General features: G+C 40.6%; 14 protein-coding genes. 3 read left to right on the forward strand and 11 right to left on the reverse strand.

Features of this window, described 5'->3' with window-relative positions; genetic code table 11:
• Positions 1-5: 5 nt before the first annotated feature.
• From ABIE26_RS13385 to ABIE26_RS13405, 5 genes are all read right to left on the reverse strand, one after another.
• Positions 6-1,451 (reverse strand): RagB/SusD family nutrient uptake outer membrane protein, encoded by a 1,446-nt coding sequence (locus tag ABIE26_RS13385; protein ID WP_310142186.1) that lies wholly within the window; start codon positions 1,449-1,451, stop codon positions 6-8.
• A gap of 11 nt (positions 1,452-1,462) precedes the next feature.
• Positions 1,463-5,044 (reverse strand): SusC/RagA family TonB-linked outer membrane protein, encoded by a 3,582-nt coding sequence (locus ABIE26_RS13390; protein ID WP_310142185.1) that lies wholly within the window; start codon positions 5,042-5,044, stop codon positions 1,463-1,465.
• 198 nt (positions 5,045-5,242) lie between these two features.
• The gene (locus ABIE26_RS13395; RefSeq protein WP_310142184.1) at positions 5,243-6,400 is read right to left on the reverse strand and encodes a FecR family protein; all 1,158 of its coding nucleotides are present in this window, start codon (positions 6,398-6,400) and stop codon (positions 5,243-5,245) included.
• A gap of 57 nt (positions 6,401-6,457) precedes the next feature.
• Entirely contained in the window at positions 6,458-6,991 is a 534-nt protein-coding gene (locus tag ABIE26_RS13400; protein ID WP_310142183.1) for an RNA polymerase sigma-70 factor, read from the reverse strand.
• Between the two features lie 259 nt (positions 6,992-7,250).
• Positions 7,251-8,246, reverse strand: coding sequence for a virulence protein RhuM/Fic/DOC family protein (locus ABIE26_RS13405; protein ID WP_310142181.1), 996 nt, complete (start codon positions 8,244-8,246; stop codon positions 7,251-7,253).
• Between the two features lie 262 nt (positions 8,247-8,508).
• On the opposite strand from ABIE26_RS13405, the gene ABIE26_RS13410 reads away from it, so the two are divergent.
• A complete protein-coding gene (locus ABIE26_RS13410; protein ID WP_310142178.1) occupies positions 8,509-9,240 on the forward strand; it encodes a hypothetical protein in 732 nt (243 codons plus the stop codon).
• A 271-nt stretch (positions 9,241-9,511) separates the two neighbouring features.
• Here ABIE26_RS13410 and ABIE26_RS13415 read toward each other — a convergent pair whose 3' ends face one another.
• Complete coding sequence (locus ABIE26_RS13415; RefSeq protein ID WP_310142176.1) at positions 9,512-10,087, reverse strand: hypothetical protein; 576 nt, start codon at positions 10,085-10,087, stop codon at positions 9,512-9,514.
• Here ABIE26_RS13415 and ABIE26_RS13420 point away from each other — a divergent pair.
• On the forward strand, positions 10,071-10,295 hold the full coding sequence (locus ABIE26_RS13420; RefSeq protein WP_310142175.1) for a DUF6266 family protein: 225 nt from the start codon (positions 10,071-10,073) through the stop codon (positions 10,293-10,295). The two genes, ABIE26_RS13415 and ABIE26_RS13420, sit on opposite strands and share 17 nt — an antisense overlap.
• Before the next feature lie 63 nt (positions 10,296-10,358).
• Here the strand turns inward: ABIE26_RS13420 and ABIE26_RS13425 are convergent, their stop codons facing one another.
• Positions 10,359-10,775: a hypothetical protein gene (locus tag ABIE26_RS13425; protein ID WP_310142173.1), complete on the reverse strand. Its 417-nt coding sequence runs from the start codon at positions 10,773-10,775 to the stop codon at positions 10,359-10,361.
• Positions 10,776-11,116: 341 nt separating this feature from the next.
• Between ABIE26_RS13425 and ABIE26_RS13430 the strand changes: the two genes are divergently transcribed.
• Positions 11,117-12,196 carry a hypothetical protein gene (locus ABIE26_RS13430; protein ID WP_310142172.1) on the forward strand — a complete coding sequence of 360 codons (1,080 nt, stop codon included), beginning with the start codon at positions 11,117-11,119 and terminating at the stop codon, positions 12,194-12,196.
• Positions 12,197-12,268: 72 nt separating this feature from the next.
• Here ABIE26_RS13430 and ABIE26_RS13435 read toward each other — a convergent pair whose 3' ends face one another.
• From ABIE26_RS13435 to ABIE26_RS13450, 4 genes are read right to left on the reverse strand one after another with little or no spacing between them, the layout of a single operon-like run.
• On the reverse strand, positions 12,269-13,600 hold the full coding sequence (locus ABIE26_RS13435; protein WP_310142170.1) for a DUF4302 domain-containing protein: 1,332 nt from the start codon (positions 13,598-13,600) through the stop codon (positions 12,269-12,271).
• A 29-nt stretch (positions 13,601-13,629) separates the two neighbouring features.
• Positions 13,630-14,994, reverse strand: coding sequence for a substrate import-associated zinc metallohydrolase lipoprotein (locus ABIE26_RS13440; RefSeq protein WP_310142168.1), 1,365 nt, complete (start codon positions 14,992-14,994; stop codon positions 13,630-13,632).
• A gap of 11 nt (positions 14,995-15,005) precedes the next feature.
• Positions 15,006-16,499: a RagB/SusD family nutrient uptake outer membrane protein gene (locus ABIE26_RS13445; RefSeq protein WP_310142167.1), complete on the reverse strand. Its 1,494-nt coding sequence runs from the start codon at positions 16,497-16,499 to the stop codon at positions 15,006-15,008.
• A gap of 11 nt (positions 16,500-16,510) precedes the next feature.
• Entirely contained in the window at positions 16,511-20,086 is a 3,576-nt protein-coding gene (locus ABIE26_RS13450) for a SusC/RagA family TonB-linked outer membrane protein (protein ID WP_310142166.1), read from the reverse strand.
• Between the last annotated feature and the right edge of the window lie 35 nt (positions 20,087-20,121).

Below are 20,121 nucleotides of genomic sequence, written 5' to 3' on the forward strand. Positions count from 1 at the left end.
ATAGGTTAACGCGGGTTTTGTTGTACGCCCGACAAGGCTACTTCAGCCGGCAACTGCCATAGTTTTCGTTTGTCATCCGGATCAAGCGTATTGACCTTGCCATCCGGGTCTTCGTGTACTACAGAAAGTTTGTGTCTTAAAATATCCATCCAGCGCATACCTTCGTGTAAAAATTCAGCTTTTTTTAAATCCAGAAGTGCGTAGATATAGGCCTGCCTGGTATCTGTTGTTTTTTCCTCGTAGAAAGATTTTATCCTGGTTTCAGTTAAACCATGCGTAGCCGGAACATAAGTGCCAACCCTGGTCCTGATGAAGTTATTCATGTCATTGAGCGCTTCAGTATACTTACCCTGCATGATATAGGCTTCGGTACGGTTAAACCAAACTTCCTCTGTTGTAAGTAGCGGCACCATTGTATAACCGGTTCCGGTAGTAGCATTGATACTGGTACGTACAAAATGTTCTACAAATTTAAGGATGTAGTAAAATGTAGAAGAGTTGGAATAAACCTTATAGGAATCCAGATTAACTCCTACAGGGGCACGCATTACGTTTAACCTGGTTTGAGTTATAGAATAGATAGGGCGCTTATAGTTTCTGGCCAGCCTGGAAACAGTTTCTGCAATTAATAAATTACCTGGATTTGCTGCATTGGTATATGCGGTTTCAAGTTGCTCTACGTTAAAGTTTACATAGGATTTCCATGGCCTTACATTCGCTGCAAAATTATTGGCCGGGAAGGCCAGATTGGCATATTCAATCACTTTTGCTGCGTCTTTCTTAAACAAATAATAACGGGTAGCAAAAGCGTAAGCTGCTTTGCGGGTAAAGTGGTATGCGGGTACCGTGTAATTATCGCTAATCAGGGGTATGCCTTCCAACAGGTCCTTTTCAACCTGCTGGTATACGTAAGCAACTGTTTTACGCTCATAATTTTTAAAAACTATGGTTTCCGGCTCGGTAACATACGGGATACCCGGATCAGCATCGGCAGTTGCCGGATCGTATGTTCTGGAATAAAGGGTTACCAGCATAAAGTGTGCATATGCACGCGCCACCAGGGCTTCGCCTTTTTGAGCGGTGTAATTTTGTGGGTCTTTACTCTTAGCTATTGCATCCAGTGCCTGATTGGCGGCCGCAATAGCGGCATAACATGCGTTCCAATAATAAGTTGGGCTGTCTTGCTGGGTATCTTCCACATCTGCCCAGTAATACCCCGCCTGATTTGTAGGAAAATCTATACCGGTAAAAGCGGTAAAGCCAGCGATATCTGACATAGACTCGGCCAACAAAATATAATTCCCCCTGGGATAAGCGGTAACCAACAGCTCAGAAACCTTTTGCGGGGTATTTAATGTTGTTCTTTGATCTGGAGCCTGATCAAGGTATTTATTACAGCCCATACTAATTGAGGCAAGGAATAAAAAGAGATATATGCTGTATTTTTTCATTTCATTTCTAATTAAAATCCAATTTTTAATGCCATGGTAATTTGTCTTGGCACCGGAAGTGCCACACCGCCGGAACCAAAAAACTCTGGATCCTGACCTTTTAGCTTCTTATCAGCATAAATTAGCCAAACGTTGTTGGCCTGTAGCTTAAGGGATACGTTGTTTACACCAATAGATTTTCCAAATTTGGCTGGAAGATTATACATCAATGATATTTGCTTAAGCCTTACAAATGACCCATCGGCTACGCGGTCTGTTGAAAAATTATAAGCAGTGTAGGGATAGATTCCGCTTAGGTCTTTGCGTACCAGATAATCTGCGATGGAAGGTACATTTGTGTTGTTTTCGTCGCCCGGTAGTGTCCAGCGGTCTAAAAACTCCCTTGGCATGGCATCGCTGTCGTAGTACCTGGATGAGTATACATTATTTAACCTGATCTTGTTTCCGGCCTGATAAGATATACCAAAGTACACGGTAAAATCTTTGTATTTAAAGGTGTTATTGAAACCTCCGTTGTAAGGAGGATCAACAGGTCCTTCGTATTTCAGGTATAATGGAGTGGTACTCTGAACGTAGACACTATTGGTTACCTGCCCATCCTCGTTGATAAAAGTAGGTATCCCCAATTTATTCAGGCCTTTAAAATCGATAGAGTAAAGCCCGCGTTGCGCCCCGCCCTGATAAGGCCCACCCTCGGGGATAATCAGGTCATAAATCCTCGGAAGATTTTTTAAGTTCAGGATCCTGTTTTTGTTGTATCCGAAAACAAAATTAGTTGTCCAGCTAAAATTTGATGTTTTAAATGGTGTAGCCCCAAAGGTGATATCGACACCTTCCGATCTCATGTCTGCATAATTGGCGTCTTTTGTGGCTTCACCACCAATGCCTGAAGTACGGACCGGGCCAATAAGGTTGAAACCATTACGTCTGTAAAAATCTGCCGATAGGGTTAAACGGCTATTCAGCACACCGATATCAAAACCCAAATTGGTTTCGTACTGTTTCTCCCAGCTGAGTTCTGAATTTTCCAGATCTGTAAGCACAATTCTGGGTTCAACTTCTGATAAACGCGGGCGCAGCGTGGTACTGTTGGTAAGCACTATAGAAGAATTGGTAGCGCTGCCCATACTGGCCGTTAAGCCATAGGTACCCCTGATTTTCAGGAAACTGATGGCGTTAATTTTTTTGATAAAATCTTCCTCATCGGCATTCCATGCGGCACTGATTGTCCAGGTAGGCAACCATCTTGCTGTGGCCGATTTCCCTAAACGGTTGCTCCCATCATACCTTATAGTTCCGTTGATAACGTATTTTGAATTGTAGGCGTATCTACCATTGGCAAAGAATGCCGAAAAGCGGTCGAAATACTGGTCCATACCGTAATAGTTGTAATTACCTTCCAGCAGCATTTTTATAATGCGGTAATCTGTAAATGGCCGGCCACCCTTATCGTACTGGTAACCATAACCGTTATTGAAACTGTTTTGACGGTCTGCAAACTTAGTCTGGTGACCGATAATTCCGCTGATATCATGCTTGCCAAAGGTTTGGTTGTAATCTACCTGGGCCCTTACATCATAACTCATCAGCTTATCGTCGTTCCTGTTATAAAAACCACCCTGAGGCAGTACAATCTCCTTATCAATGATTTCCGGACGATCAGGATCGTTATATAGAAATTCATTTGCATCTGCAATAGTAGAGTTTGGCGCATAACGATAGGCGTTTGCCATATTTGAGTACTCTGTAATCTTATGTTCCCTGGTAGTTTTTACATAACGAAGGGCGCCCACCGATTTAAATTCAAAATGAGGAAGGATTTTGTAGTTCAGTTCTCCCTGAAGTTTTACATCGGCCATATCCAGGTCGATGTAGTTATTTTCCAGCTCCTGCAAAATATTGAAGGGGGCATAATTCCGTTTGAAGAACTCACGATTGCCATTCTCATCGAATGCCCTGATGGTACGGCTGGTATTGAGCGCATAACTAAAAGGGTTGATGTCAAAGTCGCGGGTATATTTACCTTCTACTACGTTGCTGGTCCTGCCCAGTGTACCTGGAACCTGTTGTTTTCTTAAAGCCCCCGTTCCAAGGATGCCGAGCGATAGTTTGTCCGACAGTTTATAATTGCCCCTCAGGTTCATGGTGTAGCGGTTGGCCTTATCGCCTATGGTCCAGCCATTGTCATCGTAATAGCCTACAGAAAAATAATGCTGCGACTTGTCAGATCCGGAAGAGATGCTGATGGAATGTTCCTGTACAAAAGAGTTCTTGAACAACACATCAAACCAATCGGTATTGGCATTTGCATATTGTTTCAGGAATGTGGCCCGGCCTTCAGGAGTATTTTGTACGCCAAACTGACCTGTAGTAGCATCAAACATATTGATTTGCTCGTACATTTTAGCGAAGACACCTCCATGAGCGCCATTTACTATATTCGGCGATAAACCACCTTTGCGATAAACCTCGGCATACAGTGACATCTGATCGGCTGAATTCATGATGTTGAAGCTGCTATAAGTTGGTTTAAGGAAAGAGGAGAAGTTGCCACTATAGCTCACATTCGTATTTCCTGCACGCCCTTTTTTTGTCGTGATAACTACAACCCCATTCATTGCCCTGGCACCATATAAAGCTGTAGCAGATGCATCCTTTAAAATGTTAAAGCTTTCGATGTCATCGGCATTGATACCTGCTACTGATGAGCCCAGGATTGTAGTAGCATCACCGCTGGATAACTGGTCGTTGGAAATGTTAACCACGTCTTCCAACACTACCCCATCCACAACCCATAAGGGTTTGTTCTCTCCCGAAATTGAGGTTGCCCCACGCACCCTGATCTTTGGTGCTGTACCAAATGTACCTGAAACATTTTGTACCGAAACTCCGGCTACTTTACCTTCGAGCATACGACTAATGTCTATTACCCCATCCTGCTTTACATCTGTACCGCTAATGGTTGTGGCTGCGCCTGTAAACAATTTCTTATTGATGTTTTGGAATCCGGTGGCCACAACACTTACCGCATTCAGTGTATTGCTTTCGCTCTCCAGCACAACCGCTATGTTTTTACGGCCCTCAACCGGCACTTCTTTTGTTTTGTAGCCAATGAACCGCACAATTAATGTGGCATTTGCAGGCGCATTGATGCTAAACTCGCCCTCGGCATTTGCAGTAACGCCAGTAGTGGTACCCTTAACCAGTATAGAGGCACCTATAAGGGGCTCTCCTTCGGCATTCTTTACTGTACCTTTGACCTGGTTTTGCTGAACATTTCCCTGTGTTGCCGGCCTTTCTGATGCCAAACTGATGATAATTGTTTTGTTGATGATCCTGAATGTCATCTTATTATTTTCCAACAATCTGGACAGCGCATCCTGCAGGCTTACATCTTCAAGGTTGATATCTATACGATTGGCTCCTCTGATCAGCGCATCCTTATAGAGGAAGCTAAAACTGGTCTGTTTGTTGATCTCTTTTAAAGCGTCTTCAAGTTTGGCATTGCGTAGGGATAGGGACACTTTTTGCGCCCTTCCGTTACCATATACACAGGTCATAAAAACAAACAATAACAATGTTGTTATTTTCATAATCCGGAGAATTATTGGCAAGAGGGTTCCCTGGGAACAGGCGCTCCCTTTGCCAAATGATAAGTTATTCATACATTTGATTTTGAGTTAATGTAAAAGGTCTAGAAATTTTTTCTTTAGCTTAATGAACTAAACAGGGGTGTAGCAGCACCTCTGTTTTTATTTTATTGACCAGCTATTTTGGTTAGTTTGTAAGGTTTATTTCATAGGTTTAGCTTTTTTGTTAGTGATTAATAATTGGTTCTTATTGAGTTTGAAATCAAGGTCGCTTACGAGTTCCAGCATCCTTAACACCTCTGATAGGCGAACATCCCTGCGGATTTCGCCAGTGTAGGTTTCTTTCAGGGAAAGGTTTTCAGAAAGTGTGATATCCAGATCATACCAAACCTTCAGCTGATGCGCTATATTGACAATATTGTCGCTTTTAAAGTAAAATTCATTGTTTTTCCAGGCCAGGTCTTTCTGCAGGTCTGCCGAGCCCACACTAAGGTTTGCATTGCTCCATTCGGCACTCTGACCTGGTGCAATAACCACTGAACCGGTGTTTCCGGAAACTTCGACAGCACCTTCGGCCAATGACGTTCTGACCTTGTTATTGTTATAAGCCGAGACATTAAAATGCGTACCCAAAACCCTGACTTTTACCTCTCCTGTTTCGACAAAAAACGGTCTTTTCTGGTCTTTGGAAACCTCGAAATAGGCTTCTCCGCTTAAATAAACCCTACGCTCTTTATGGCTAAACTGAGATGGGAACTGAAGCCTGCTTCCCGAATTCACCCAAACCAGGGTGCCATCGGCCAAAGTGAGTTTAAAGAAGTTAGCGGCCGGAACTACCAGGGTATTCAGCAGTGTAGTACCCGCCTGGTTCTCATCCTGGGCAGTGGCTGCAAGCTGTTCATTTTCCGGAACATTTAAGGCATCACTAACCTTGATTTCCTTACCACTGGCAAGTATAACCTTTGCCCCCAGATTGGCCGGAAGGATATCGTTCTTGTATTTTATGTCTGTGCTTTCTACAAACCTTTGATCAGAATTATGGTTTCTGTTATTCAGTACAAAGTACAAACTGAACGACAGCAGGATGGCAATTGAAGCAGCTACAGCCCAATTCAGGGCTTTTTTGCTGTTAAATTTTCTCTTTTGTGTGATACGTTCCCAGGCATTGTCTTCATCGATCTGCTCTAGCCAGGCCATTTCCATAGTATCCTCTTTAGCCATCAGCTCCGCAAACAATTGCCTGTTCCGGGGATTTGATTCCAGCCAGGACTTCAGCATTTGTTCCTCTGTTACAGAAAGCGTTTCCTTTCTGTATTTTCTGGCCAGAATATTTGCGATATCAAAAGTGTTCCTATCCATAATCTGTTAATAAGAAACCGAAATCATGGATCGGGGTGACAAGAAATTTTATTTTTTTTAACGGAGGAAAAATACCGCCAGGAGAAGGCTTAGGTAATCGGGCCGCAGCTTATCGCGAAGCACACTTAAACCCCTCTTTTTCTGTGTTTTTATGGTGTTTATGCTTAAATCCAGCTGTCCGGCAATCTCATCATTGGAAAGTCCTTCCAGATAACTCATGGACATGATTTTGCGGCAGCCCTCCGGTAAATTCTGCAGTGCATCGTTTATGGCCTGCATAAATTCGGTCCTGATGATCTGGTGCTCATAATCGGTTTCATCAAATTCCTGAAAGCCCTTGCGCTCCCAGAATTTCTTTACCGTCTTGTTTTTTCTGCTGAGGTTATATACGGCAAACTTTATCGAAGAATATAAAAAGGTTTTGATTGCCCTTTCATCATCTGCCACTACCGGTTTATTCTGAAAATAGCTAACAAATGCATCCTGCGCCAGATCTTCTGCCAGATTTTGGTCCTTTACCATTTGGAACGCAAAATAGCAAAGGGTTTTATAATACCTGGTAAATAAAAGTTTATCTGACTGGATTGCCATGTCAAAAGATTAGTTAACAATAGAATAGGTTTCTCTATTGATAAAGGTATAGAAATTTAATGATTTACCAAAAGCGCAGCTTTAGCCTGCCCTGGTTTCGACTTTGTTCTGCCTTTCTTCGGGGAAAAGGTACTTTTTCGGAACAAGGGTGGGATAATGTCCGAAGAAAGGCGGAAGATGGGTGGTTGTTTGAGGCAAAATGTACTTTTTAGAGGCATTTACTGTATACTCCAGAACAATGCCCCTGAAAAGTTTAAAGCTAATTATTAGTATTTATTAAGTTAACAATTACCTTTACCATGATATCCTTATCATCTGACTTGCTTTCTGCAATCATTAATGTTAATGCAACCAGAGCATTATCGGCAATCCGTTTGGAACCATCAGGCTTATACAAGCAGCCATTCTGTTCCAGGAACCAAACAAACAAATAAGCCGCAATTCTTTTGTTACCATCTGAAAAGGAGTGGTTCTTTACAACAAAATAAAGCAGGTTACCTGCCTTTTCTTCAACACTTGGGTAGAGGTCTATTCCGGCGAAGGTTTGATATATTGCCGCTAAAGATCCTTTAAAAGACTGGTCTTTTTCATTACCGAAGAGGGAGCTGCCTCCGTATTTGTTTCTTAGCGTATAAATCGCATTTATAGCTTCTGGATAATCAATGCGAAATAATTCCTGACTGGTGGTGCCTTCAATAGTAAGTTCCTGGTGGTCGTACTTATCCAGTACGTCCAAGGCATAGGCATAATCTGTAACTACCCTTAACAACCCAGTGGCTTCATCCGAATTTAGCTCTTTGTTTTCCAGCACATTGCTCAAAAGCGTTACCGTCTTTTTAAGGTCTTTTAACTGTTTCTCCTGCTCTTTTAAGCGCTTTTCGTTAATAGAGTACCCTTTAACGAGATAATCTTTAAGGATTTTATTGGCCCAGATACGGAATTGGGTGCCACGTTTGGAGTTCACACGGTAGCCGACGGAAATGATCAAATCGAGATTGTAGTGATTAATATCTCTTTTAATAGTTCTTGTCCCTTCAGTTTGAACTTGTGCAATTTTTGCACAAGTTGAAGCCTCGTCTAATTCTTCTGTTTTATAAATATTTTTGATGTGTTTTGTAAGAGAAGTTCGATCTGTTTCAAAAAGCTCGGCTAAATCGTACTGGGTTAACCAAATAGTTTCGTTTTTGAGTTTTACATCGATTGTTGCAGTGCCGTCTTCAGCCTGATAAATGATAATTTGTTCTGTTTGCATCATTGATTTTTTTAAAGATTATTTTCAATGATGCATTGTATACAAATACCAGTATTCGCTGGTAAAAAAGTGAAAAGTCCTCGACTGAGGTCTATATCAGGAGGCAGATTTAGTATAGTTTAAAACGAGCATTTTTTTGTTTACTCATTGTATTCCCCGGTTTACTCATTGGTAAGTATCCCTCAATCATTGTTTGAAAACACATGGTTCAGGGTAGATAAATTTGATCAAGCGATTTTAAGAACGTTTACCTAAAACTACCATTATGAAAAAATCAATAAACACTTTAATTATGTTATTCAGTGTCTTGTTGGTACTCGCTGCCTGTAAAAAACAAGTTGATAACCTTGAACCAGTATCAGATAAAACGGGTGAAATAGGTAGTGACGAGCTTTTAAACTATTACATTGTACTTAGGCACCAGAATGACTATCCTAATTTGCCTCAGAATCTACTGCAGGTATTCGATTTCACTAAGTATGGATGGGACACAGAAGTTACCACCCGGTTATTCAATGTTACATCACAATCAAAACAAAAAATTGTTTTTAATAACAATAAGCTCGTATATGATATCGCCGGAGATGGTAAAGATGTTTATTCATTTCAATTGGCAAAGGATAGCGAAGGGAAAATTACCTTAAGCACTTACCAATATGTATCCAAAGGAGATATGATTGCTATATTCTATGCCCAAATTTTTAAAAAAACTGAGGCACCTATATTCAAAGGAAAGATTTTTCGCCTTTGGAATAATACGATATATTTTTTAAAATTCACGCCCAATAATACCTGGTATAGTAGCTTTTACGAAGATTTTAGAGATGCTGATGTGCGGGTATATCATCAGGATTCGCCAGTAATATGGGCAGGTTCGGTAAATCCACGTGACAAATTTCTTGGCGTTTGTGTGCCCTATTGGAAAGATATTAACCAGCCTTTAATGCTGGTAGATGCTGATCCTGGTGGATTTCAAATGTATTCGGTATTCAAATAAGCGTAAAGCCATGAAAATTAGAATTTCTCTGAAAATATTTTACCAGACAATATATTTTTCTGATTACAATTGCTGTAAAATTTTCGTGAATTCACTTAAAGGGGTACGCATATTATGGTTGCTTAAAGCACACTATCAGATCGGAACTGGCTGCCTTGCTAAAGCCGGGAGGGGGGGGGTGTTTGAGTTTATAGTGACGGGACACCACACCTTAAACTCCTCTGAAACGAACCATTATCTTAGGCAGCGTTTATAATAAGTTAGGTCTTTATTACTTTGTGTTTAATAAGTCGTTTACATCAATCATAATTTCCTCAAAAACAGACCAAGGGTGATTTGTATTAAGCGTTATTACTTTAAACACGAAAACAAGATTGTCCTTTGGTACCCTATTAATGTTATCTTTTAAAATTACTTTCTCATTAGTAAAAAGGAGAAAAAAAATATGGTTACTTAAACGAGGAAAAGACCTCAACCTCTCACTATAAATACTACTTTGAATTTGGGCCCCTCTTAACTTCTTTTTTAAATCCTTAACTCCCTCCTTCGTTCTACCGAGATCAAATTGTTTGATTTCAAAAAGAAAGACTTGATTTTGATTGACAGCTAAAGTATCTAGCCTTCCATTTTTCAATACGGACTCTGAAATTGGGTAATATCCTACATTAAAAAGGAATTCTTCAAAACTAGTTTGCAATTTTTTTTCAGTCTTACTTTGATCAGCATCTGGAATAAAATACAAGGACATATAAACAATGAATCGATCAACATATTGTTCAATGGATAATTGAATATTTAATCTCTCTAAATGGGACAACGGCCCGGAATCTTTGTTCAGTAAAGCCAATGACAAGGCCACTTTTATTATTTACAATCCGCAGAAAGAGAAATTTGTAACCTTTAAAGACGCTGCACAAAGACTGAATAAAGAAACGGTAATGCAGCTGCCTAAAACGTTTACTGATGACACCGTGCATGCCTGGATGCAGTATACAAATGCTGAAGACGATATGGTAAGTACGAGCGTGTATTTGGGGGAGATAGCGGTAGGCTAAAATCTTATAACCAAAGAACCCGCGGTATAAACCGCGGGGTTCTTTGGTTTATTGTAAAGTTAATTAGTATGGCGCTGAGGTGTTATTTGAACCATCTAGGTCTAATGTATATCTTGGGCCTAAATAGCTGAATCTGTATGTAAGAACGCCTTCAAAATGATAATAGTAATTTTGCCCCCAGGGGTAAGTACCATCCGGGCCTATGACACCTCGGTACACTTCCATTAAATTGCCATCAACTGAAGTTATAGTAGCTGTACCGCCTGAAAAAAAATAAAGGTTTCCATTTCTAAACTCACCTGAATAGGTGTTAAAAAAGAGCTCGCCCCTACATAAATCTGTAAAAACACTGACTGACACTACGGGTCCTGTAGTTGGAGGAGGTGGATCTGGTGGTGGGTGGTTTTGTGAAAATGAGGATAAACTGAAAATAGTAGTTAATCCAAATGTTAGCATCGTAAACAATAAGAGCTTTTTCATATTTTATGTTTTTAGTTAAATATTATCATAAATATAATATTTATTAAACTAATTATCTGCTACTTATGACATGAATACAAAGCTTATTATTCATTCACGTAGGAAGAGACCCCATTCGCGTAGTGAACAAGGTCATTCACGTAAAACATTATTAATTGATTAATTTTTTGCTTAAGATCATCTATTCATCCACACACAAACTTAGATTAATGCCTCAAACTCCTGTCTTGTTAAAATCTGTCTTTAAACTTTCCTTCCAGAAAACTTTTACTGGAAAAAAGAAATTGCCAATTGCCTACCCACCAAAAAATTTATAGAAACGTTTAACAAAAATTAACCTCATGAAGAAAAATCATTTCAAAAAATTCTTAACCTTATGCTTTATACTGATCGTTGGTTCATCAGTATTTTATGCTTGTAAAAAGAATACGGAAGTTGAAAACAGCGAACCACTTTCCTTAAACAACTACAAGTCTACTCATCTAAAAAAGGGGGTAACAGAAGCTGACGTACAAAGTACTTTAAAAAAGAGCGCGCTATTATATGGCAATAAAGCTTTAGAAGATATCTTAAGCGACTTGGTAAAGAAGAACAAAATAACTGAAAAGGGCAAAGCCAGTATTTTAGCCTCAGTGCAAGGGAAAACTCAGGATCAATTTGTAAAGGGCGCATTGCAAAGGATTTCTAATTTGAAAAACACACTCCCGTTGCAGATAAAAAAACTCTCGTATTCAAACTCTAACCCATTATCTACTACAACTCAGCCTGGGCCCTTTCAAGAACTGAATGACGTAGGTTTTTCAGCCTTTGAACAACAGGTCATGTTTGACTATATAATGTTGGAACTCACTAATCAAGGGATATCCTGGGGCTGTGCAGCAGCTATTGCAGGCGTTGGGTTAAGTATAGCCGGCCTTTTCATCGGTGGTCCGGTAACAATTGCAGCCGCTGCATTATGGGGGGCTTCGCACGTGCTGACTGTAATGAGCCTAACAGCGTGCGCTCCAAAACACAAGAAGTTTGTTGAAGATATTCAACTTCAATATGCCACTGAACAGGATTACATCGACTACTTTACAACCAGCGTTAGTTCAGGAAATTCCATAGTTAAATTGACAGCAATCCCAGGAAATTTCTCTAGTGGTTTGCGAACTGATCTATTTTTAAAAGGAATACAAATTGATAGCAATGCAAATAGAATAGTTGTCCTCGAATTTAATCAGCAACCGCCGTTCGAAGTAGATTCACTTGATAATCATTCTAGTTCTTTTAATAAAACTGCGGGCACACTTTCTTTAACTCAATATGGTTTTACAACCACATATTATCTGGAAGATTTAATGTCTTATGGTGTTATAAGTATCCCAGTGGCTGGATCAACACTAAAAGAACGAACTCTTTTAGTAAAATTGAGATATTAATACCCATAAGCTAATTTGGTTTGGGTAGAATAAAAGGTTAGGTAATCCGGGATTACCTAACCTTTTTACATTCTATTGTAAAGCTCCTGAAAATGTAAAATCAGGATGTTCTATACTGGTAAACTGACCTAAAATTTCTCCATTATTCGGGTTAACAAAGTAATCCAGCTTAAAACGATCAACATTGATCCTTTGAGCCAATAACGGGGCCATTCCAGTAACAATTAGCCCACCATTTCCATTTGAAGAAACATAATTGAATTTAAATATATTCCCTGCAGTTTTAACATAATTGTAAGAGTATTCGGCAATGAATCCGTTTGCACCTTGGTATACTGCAGCACTCAAGGTCATGGTATTTGCTTTTGTATTAAACAGGAACTGCATCAAATCAAGCCTTAGCCCATATTGTCCGGTTAATATTGCATTTGCAGCCGCAGCCCTTCTGCTTGCGAAGTTTGCTGACCAACCTGGATAGGTTGTTGCGTTAGGTACAGTGACCGCAGAAAAAACAGGCCCCAGCAACAACTCTAACGGGAATAAAGCTGTATTTGAAACGAATACCTCTACCTTAGCGCCTTTAGTTGAGATTAGGAAAAGCTTGTTTACAGTCTTATCCCAGGTTACACTCGTATAAGCGTCGTCACCGTTTTTAATCGGACTATTAAGCCTTAGCCCTGTACTGGAAAAGGAAAAAGTACCAGAGTTAATTACTGCATCAGCTCCATTAGTTGAAATGAAAGAAAAAGTTCTGGCCCTAACATTAGGTTTAATTGAAACCTGTACTTTTTTACTGTTATCTTTTGGGTCTAAAACATAGGTGAAGGGATTATCTGCCAGATAATTGGTAATCTCATCAATGTTATCAGAAAAAACATCGCTGGTATAAAAAGCTTTTTGATCTGCAGTAGCTTTTACTAAAACCAATGGCGCTTTCCGTTTTTTTCCGATAAGTTTAATGGTATCCCCAACTTGTTCGCGTATCTCAAATTCAAAGTCAGAACCATATCCTACAGCTAAATCCCCCTCGAAAAAATTAGGGTCCGGATCCTGAAGCAGATGCAGCAAGCTATAGGTATCAAAAATAATGGACGGGGCCATCACCTGTTTTACCCTATACGTGCTTTGAACAGACTCCAGTGCAATGTCGCTATTATAGTCGGCACGCATAATAACTTTGTTGTCCTTATCAAACGACATATAGAAGTTGTACCCTCCGCCAACAAGTGTTGTTCCCAGGTAGGCTACCCAACCATTCGGACTGTTAATCAGTTCGCTCCTGTATTTTTCCAGGTCTTCGGCAACACGTTCTTCCGGCCGTTTGCCGTCGATCAGTTCCTGATCTTTTTTACAGGCCTGCATTGACAACAATGCGAAGAGGCCTAGTATAAATATTTTTTTCATGTGTAATTTCATTTTCTGTTCACAACAAGTTATCTCTGTACATTACCATAAAAGCCTAACTGACTATTTGAAGTATCGAAAAATCCTAATAAGGTACTTCTGGAGCCAGGAAATAAACCCTCTATCCAGTTTGCCCGAAAAGTTTTTGTTGTAAAATAGTCAAGTATAGGCTTCATTTGAGCCTGAATAAATGTACCGTTTGCATACTGAGTTGCCGCCCCCTGCGGAGCCGCTACCAACCTTATTGTACCAGAGTTCCCTGTGGTAACCGTGGCTGTTAAATTATACCAAAAGGCAAAAGTACTACCGGTAAATTTCAGAATCATATCTGTCCGGTTCACTGCAGGATTTGTAAACACAAGCTCGACTGTAGGGTTGATAGGTATACCATTCACTGCACCAACATTTGTAACGGCGCTGTTATAAGCAGTAACGAAAGCTGAACTTTGGCTGGCAGCACTTTTATCTATAGTTACTCCTTTATAAGAGCCCTGTGACAACCGTGTTGGTACAGGAACAATAGCAACTGGGGCATAAGTTTCAATGGCTGTTCTAACCCTTGCCTGTAATCTCCTGAAATCAATACCATGTGCAGCTTTAAAATAATCAACCACTACCTGTTCTTTTTTTCTCAGTTTTGTAATGGCTGTAGCATCTGTTGCAGTATTTACATAAGCATCAAAATGATCTTGTCCTTCTACCAGCAAAGTCGATATCATTTCTGCAAAATCCTCGTCCTTGTTGTTTCGGGCATAACGTGTAATAAAGCCCAGACTTTTCGCTGTTGCGGCCGAATTACCTGAACCTACCCATGAAGATCCGATATAATTGGATGAAATTGCTTCATATTCTGGTGGAACAGGTACATTCTGGTGCAGAATGTGCGCAAACTCGTGGTGCATGGTATGGAATGCTGCAGGTCGCTCTTGTGTACCCATAATACTCAGCACATCATTTTTATCATAACTATTTACCTCATACAGGTTGATCTGCCTTCCTGCATCTGCAGTTCCCAGTGTGATCTGATCATCTGAGTACTCTCCGCTTCCAAATAAAGCGATCTCTTTAGGTAAAACAGGCAATAAAAATGCTTTACTGGTAACGTCAAGGTAGGGCTGGATAAAGATCTGCTGTACACCCTCCATAAGTGGCTGGACTTTATCCTCCATTACCGGGGCTATTTCTTTATCAATTTTAGCCTGGTACCTGTCGAAACGGTACAGGATCTCCATGTTATATGGATTTAAAAAATTATCTTCCAGCCATTTGTCCAGCGTACCTTTTGTATAGGTATCCAGGTTTGACTTGGTGATGTCAACATTCAGCGCACTTTCCTTTTTACAGGATACCGCTACTGTTAACAACAACATCAGGTATAAAAAAATCTTTTTCATAATCTTTATGTTTATCTAGGATTAAGTGCCAATCCTGCTTTTTGCGCAGGTAACGGTAATTGGAAAACACGACGGGGATCCCCTGGCTTCAGTTCAACAGTTGTACTGGCGCCATTTTCATCTAATTTATTGTGTTTTACAGTTAGATCATGTCTGAGGATATCAAACCAGCGTAAGCCTTCGGTAACGAATTCCGCTCTTTTTAAATCAAGAATTGTTTTGATTAAACCCGCTTTGGGATCTGCAATGCCATAGAAGGAAGCGATCTTTGCTAAGGTAACATTATGGTTGGCCGCATTGTAACCAGTAATCCTGGTACTTAGAAAAGTATTGATGTCCTGTAAGGCCAGGTCTGACTGGCCAGACGAGGCATAAGCCTCTGCCCTGTTCATGATCAGCTCATCTGCTGTAAGTAATGGAACCATAATATAAGGCTGCCCAAATCCTGACCCGATTTTATTTTCAAAAAACAGCTCATCAAACTTATTACTTGCCCAGAAAGGCTCTACGTAAGGTGTAGCCTTATATGCGTATGTACCTCCAGAAACATTAGGACCAAATAAAACTGTATTGGTAATGATCTTTCCTAAGCCATAACGGATATAAAAATGCCTTGCCCAGGCCGAATTCGCTTCGCCCAGCAATAAACTCGAATTTTCTGAAGACTTGGTAAACTGTACCTTCAAAGCAGTAGCAATCATAGCGGTATAGCTGGTGTTCCACGGCCTTAGCAGCGTTTTTGCCTGATCTGGTGTAAGTAGTACTTTGTTGGTGTATTCAATTACCTTAGGAAGGTCTCCTTTAAACAAGTAGAACCTGGCGGCAAAAGCATTAGCAGAATTCTGACTAAAATGATACTTTGGCGCTGTTTTGTAAACCGAATTATTGATCAATGGCAAGCCTTCGGTCAAATCCTTTTCAATTTTTGTATAAACTTCGGCAACTGTACCTCTTTTGTATTGAGGGGAAACAGTAACCTCAGGATCTGTTACAAAAGGCACTCCAGGATCACTATTGGCTTGCCCCGGTTTATAAATATTGGCATATAAACTTACCAGCATGAAGTGGGCGTATGCCCTGGCCAACAGCGCCTCTCCTTTGTACGGGAGCAAATCTGCCTGTTCAGGATGAGCGTTGATGTATTGTAAAGCTGTATTTGCAGAAGCAATGGCTAAATAGGTTTCATTCCAGTAGGTATCTGTTGAACCGGGTACCTCACCTCCATTCTCAAAGTCTTCCCAAAGGTAGGCTTTGGTCCATGATTGTTCTGTTGAAACCCCGATATAATCTGTTCGTGCTCCCTTATCTTCGGCATTGTCTGAAGCGTTCTCCATAAAAGACAGGCACTCTGCTTTAGGATAAGCCGATACCAGCAGCTGTGCTACTTTTTCTTTTGAGTTTAGCTGCGTCCTTAGATCGGGGGTCTTTTCTAAAAATTTCTTGCAGCCTGAGGCCATAAAAACCATTATGGCTATCAGTACATATATAAATCTTATTGCTTTCATCTTCTATATTATTAAAATCCAATCTTCAACGATAAAGTGTACTGACGCGGGATTGGCATAGCTACACCACCAGTGCCAAAGAATTCAGGATCCTGACCGTTTAAACGTTTATCGGAATAAATTAACCAAACATTGTTTCCTACCAGACCCACAGAAGCATTGGTGGCACCTATAGCAGAAGCCCACACTTTAGGCAGCTGATAAAAAAGCATCACTTGTTTTAACCTGGCAAAACCTCCATCGGCTACACGAACGGTTGAATAATTGTAAGCATTATACGGTTTTTCTGTACTTCCAAAATTACCTATAACAAATTTATCTGCAATTGAAGGTACGTTGGTATACAGCTCATCACCAGGTTTGGTCCAACGGTTTAGAAAATCCTTCGATGTTGCAGTAAGGTCAGAATAGGTGTCACTGAAATTCGGGTTCAACCTAACTTTGTTACCAGCACTAAAAGTTACTAGAGCAGATAAGGTAAAGTCTTTATAAGTGAATTTATTAGAAAAACCACCTGTAAATTTAGGATCAACCTGTCCTTCGTATTTCAAATACTGTAAGTTATTACTTTGGAAATAAACTTCTGTCGCATTCCTGTTGCCATTTTCATCAATAAAGGTTGGCACACCAGTATTGTGATCCAAACCATCAAATACGATAGAGAACAGGGCGCTTTGCGGATAGCCCAATCTTGAACCACCAGTTGGGGTAACCAGTTTAAAAATATCCGGATCATAGTCTAGCCTGGTGATTTCTCCTTTGTGGTAACCAAAATTTAAATTGGTGTTCCATTTGAACTGGGTATTGTTGATCACCTTGGCGTTTAAAGTAAGCTCAATACCTTTTGATTTCATATCTGCATAATTGGCATTTTTTAGCCCTTCACCACCAATACCTGCAGTCGGGAACAAACCAATCAAGTCAAATCCGTTTCGTCTGTAAAGATCCACTGATAGTGAAAATCTTTCTTTAAGAAATCCCAGATCGAAACCAAGGTTGGTATCATAAGTCTTCTCCCAGGTCAGTTCTGAGTTTTCCAAACCATCAATATAAATAGAAGATTCTTTATCAACATCATCCTTTCTCCTGGCCGTTTGGTTCCTGAGGATCATGCTTGAGTTCTTTGCATTGGCTGTACTGGCAGTTAAGCCATAAGTTGCCCTTATTGTTGCCCTGCTCAGGATATTTTGTTTTTTGAAGAAATCTTCTTCATGCATGTTCCAGGCGCCTGATACGTTCCAGGTAGGCAGCCATCTTGCAGTTGGCGATTCACCTAGCAGGTTAGAGCCATCGTAACGTCCGGTTGCATTGAAACTGTATTTTCCTTTGTAGGAATAGGCTGCTTTAACAGCATATGAAAGAAAACGCTCGTAACCCCGTCCCATTCCGTAAGGATAGGAATTTGCCTCAATGGCTTGCTTATAGTAGTCGGAATTGATAAAAGGTATTCCTCCGTTATCAAATTGATAGCCAATTCCGTTACTGAAACGGTCTTGCCTGTCGTTGGCCCGCATCTCTATTACACCCAGAACGTTGAAGAGGTGGTCTTCATTGAATATCTTGTCGTACTCTATGTCATGACGCATGAAGTAATTTACCAGGCCATTTGAGGTTACATTATAAAAACCGCCTTCTGGTAATACAATGCTTGGCAATGAGCCCGGTTTAGAGGGGTCCCTGTATAAAAATTTATTGTTTTCAATTACATTACTGTTGCCATAGGCACGGTAAGCATTTGCTGCATTGGAATATTCGGTAATGCTATGCTCCCTGTCTGATTTTACATACCTGTAAGCTCCGGTAAATGAATATTTAAGCCCGTCAAGAATCTTATATTTTAAGCCCCCTTGAATTTTCAGGTCTATTAATGTAGTTTGTATGCTGTTGTTCTCTAGTTCCTGCAGAATATTAAAAGGCGCATAATTCTGGGTAAAATACTCTCTGTTGCCGTTTTGGTCGTAAGGGGTAAGTGTCCTGCTCGCCCTTAATGCATAGTTGAAAGGGTTAATGTCAAAGTCCCTGTCAACCTGCCCCAGCACATTATTGTCTTCCTTATTCACTGTTCCAGGGCTACGTTGGTCACGAATCGATCCCTGGGTTAAAATTTCAATTTGTAAACGGTCTGTAATGTCAAAGTTTCCACGCATGTTTCCTGTAAAACGCTTTACTCCGTCTCCCACAGTCCAGCCATTATCGTGCAAAAAGCTGGTTGAGGCATAAAACTTGGATTTTGCTGTTCCCGCAGTGATACTTAAGGAGTGATCCTGCATCAAAGAATTACGAAACAACTGATCAAACCAATCTGTATTGGCATTGGCATAACGGTTCAGGAACTGCAAACGACTAGGTGCATCGTTTCTTAAAGCAAACTGGGCTGTAGCCGGATTGTAATCATACATCAGATCGTACATCTTGCGATATACACCGCCATTTGCTGCCTTAGATACATCCGAATGTCTTAACCAGCCTTTGTTTTCCATATCTAAATAAACCTGCATCTGATCTGCAGAGTTCATGATATCGAACTGGTTGTAATTTGGTTTCAGGTAAGTGGTAAAGTTTCCTGAATACGATATCGCAGGCTTACCTTCTGTATTTCTACCTTTTTTTGTAGTTACCACCACTACACCGTTCATCGCCCTTGCACCATACATAGCAGTTGCAGCCGCATCGCGCAAGATCTCAAAACTCTCAATATCATCTGGGTTTAAACCTGCAACGGACGAGCCGATCAATGTGGCAGCATCACCACTGGACAACTGCTCGTTAGAAATGTTAACCAGATCTTCAAGCATGATACCGTCTATTACCCACAGTGGCTTATTATCGCCATTTAACGAAGAGGCCCCACGTATACGGATTTTAGGTGCAGCACCAAAGGTACCAGAAACGTTCTGTACAGAAACCCCTGCCACCTGGCCTTCCAGCATCCTGCTGACATCCTGAATACCGCTTCTTTGTGCATCTACCGCTTTAAGCTTGGTTGCCGAACCGGTAAAGAGCTTTCTGTTCAGTTCCTGGTAACCTGTAACTACCACCTCCGACAGGGCCTTGGTGTCCTGGCGCAAACGAATATTTACAGTATTTTTCCCATTGGTAGAAACTTCCTGAGTGGTATACCCAATCATAGATATGACCAGAATATCCCCATCATTAACAGTTATGGAAAACTCTCCGTTTCCATTGGTAGAGGTAGATTTTGTTGAGCCTTTAACTTTAACAGACACCCCAGGTAAGGGCTGTCCGTCCTCATCGGCTACAATTTTACCGTTAATGGTTCTTTCGGCAACAGCATCCTTTACTTTAACGATGATGTTTTTATCTTCAATAGAGAAAGAAAGACGTTTTAAACTGAATATGTTTTTCAGCACCTCAGATAGGTCCTTGCTTTTTACCTGAACGTTCACGGTTCCTGCACGTTCAATAACCTCATTATTGTAAATGAAGTCGTAACCGGTTTGCCGGCGTATTTCTTTAAATAGTTCTTTTAAGCTGGCATCCCGCTTGGAGATACTGACTTTCTGGGCAAAACCGGATGCAGCTGCCTGGAAGGTCAACGCCAGGATAATAATAGCGGTTAATTTCATTGTCAGAAAGAGCTTTTTTATAGCAATGGCTGTGC

Origin of the sequence: Pedobacter africanus (assembly GCF_040548825.1) — a bacterium.
GTDB lineage: Bacteria > Bacteroidota > Bacteroidia > Sphingobacteriales > Sphingobacteriaceae > Pedobacter > Pedobacter africanus_A.

Coding starts and splice junctions, on each gene's coding strand:
- ABIE26_RS13385 (WP_310142186.1), bottom strand. CDS start 1,451: ATGAAAAAATACAGCATATATCTCTTTTTATTCCTTGCCTCAATTAGT.
- ABIE26_RS13390 (WP_310142185.1), bottom strand. CDS start 5,044: ATGAAAATAACAACATTGTTATTGTTTGTTTTTATGACCTGTGTATAT.
- ABIE26_RS13395 (WP_310142184.1), bottom strand. CDS start 6,400: ATGGATAGGAACACTTTTGATATCGCAAATATTCTGGCCAGAAAATAC.
- ABIE26_RS13400 (WP_310142183.1), bottom strand. CDS start 6,991: ATGGCAATCCAGTCAGATAAACTTTTATTTACCAGGTATTATAAAACC.
- ABIE26_RS13405 (WP_310142181.1), bottom strand. CDS start 8,246: ATGATGCAAACAGAACAAATTATCATTTATCAGGCTGAAGACGGCACT.
- ABIE26_RS13410 (WP_310142178.1), top strand. CDS start 8,509: ATGAAAAAATCAATAAACACTTTAATTATGTTATTCAGTGTCTTGTTG.
- ABIE26_RS13425 (WP_310142173.1), bottom strand. CDS start 10,775: ATGAAAAAGCTCTTATTGTTTACGATGCTAACATTTGGATTAACTACT.
- ABIE26_RS13430 (WP_310142172.1), top strand. CDS start 11,117: ATGAAGAAAAATCATTTCAAAAAATTCTTAACCTTATGCTTTATACTG.
- ABIE26_RS13435 (WP_310142170.1), bottom strand. CDS start 13,600: ATGAAAAAAATATTTATACTAGGCCTCTTCGCATTGTTGTCAATGCAG.
- ABIE26_RS13440 (WP_310142168.1), bottom strand. CDS start 14,994: ATGAAAAAGATTTTTTTATACCTGATGTTGTTGTTAACAGTAGCGGTA.
- ABIE26_RS13445 (WP_310142167.1), bottom strand. CDS start 16,499: ATGAAAGCAATAAGATTTATATATGTACTGATAGCCATAATGGTTTTT.
- ABIE26_RS13450 (WP_310142166.1), bottom strand. CDS start 20,086: ATGAAATTAACCGCTATTATTATCCTGGCGTTGACCTTCCAGGCAGCT.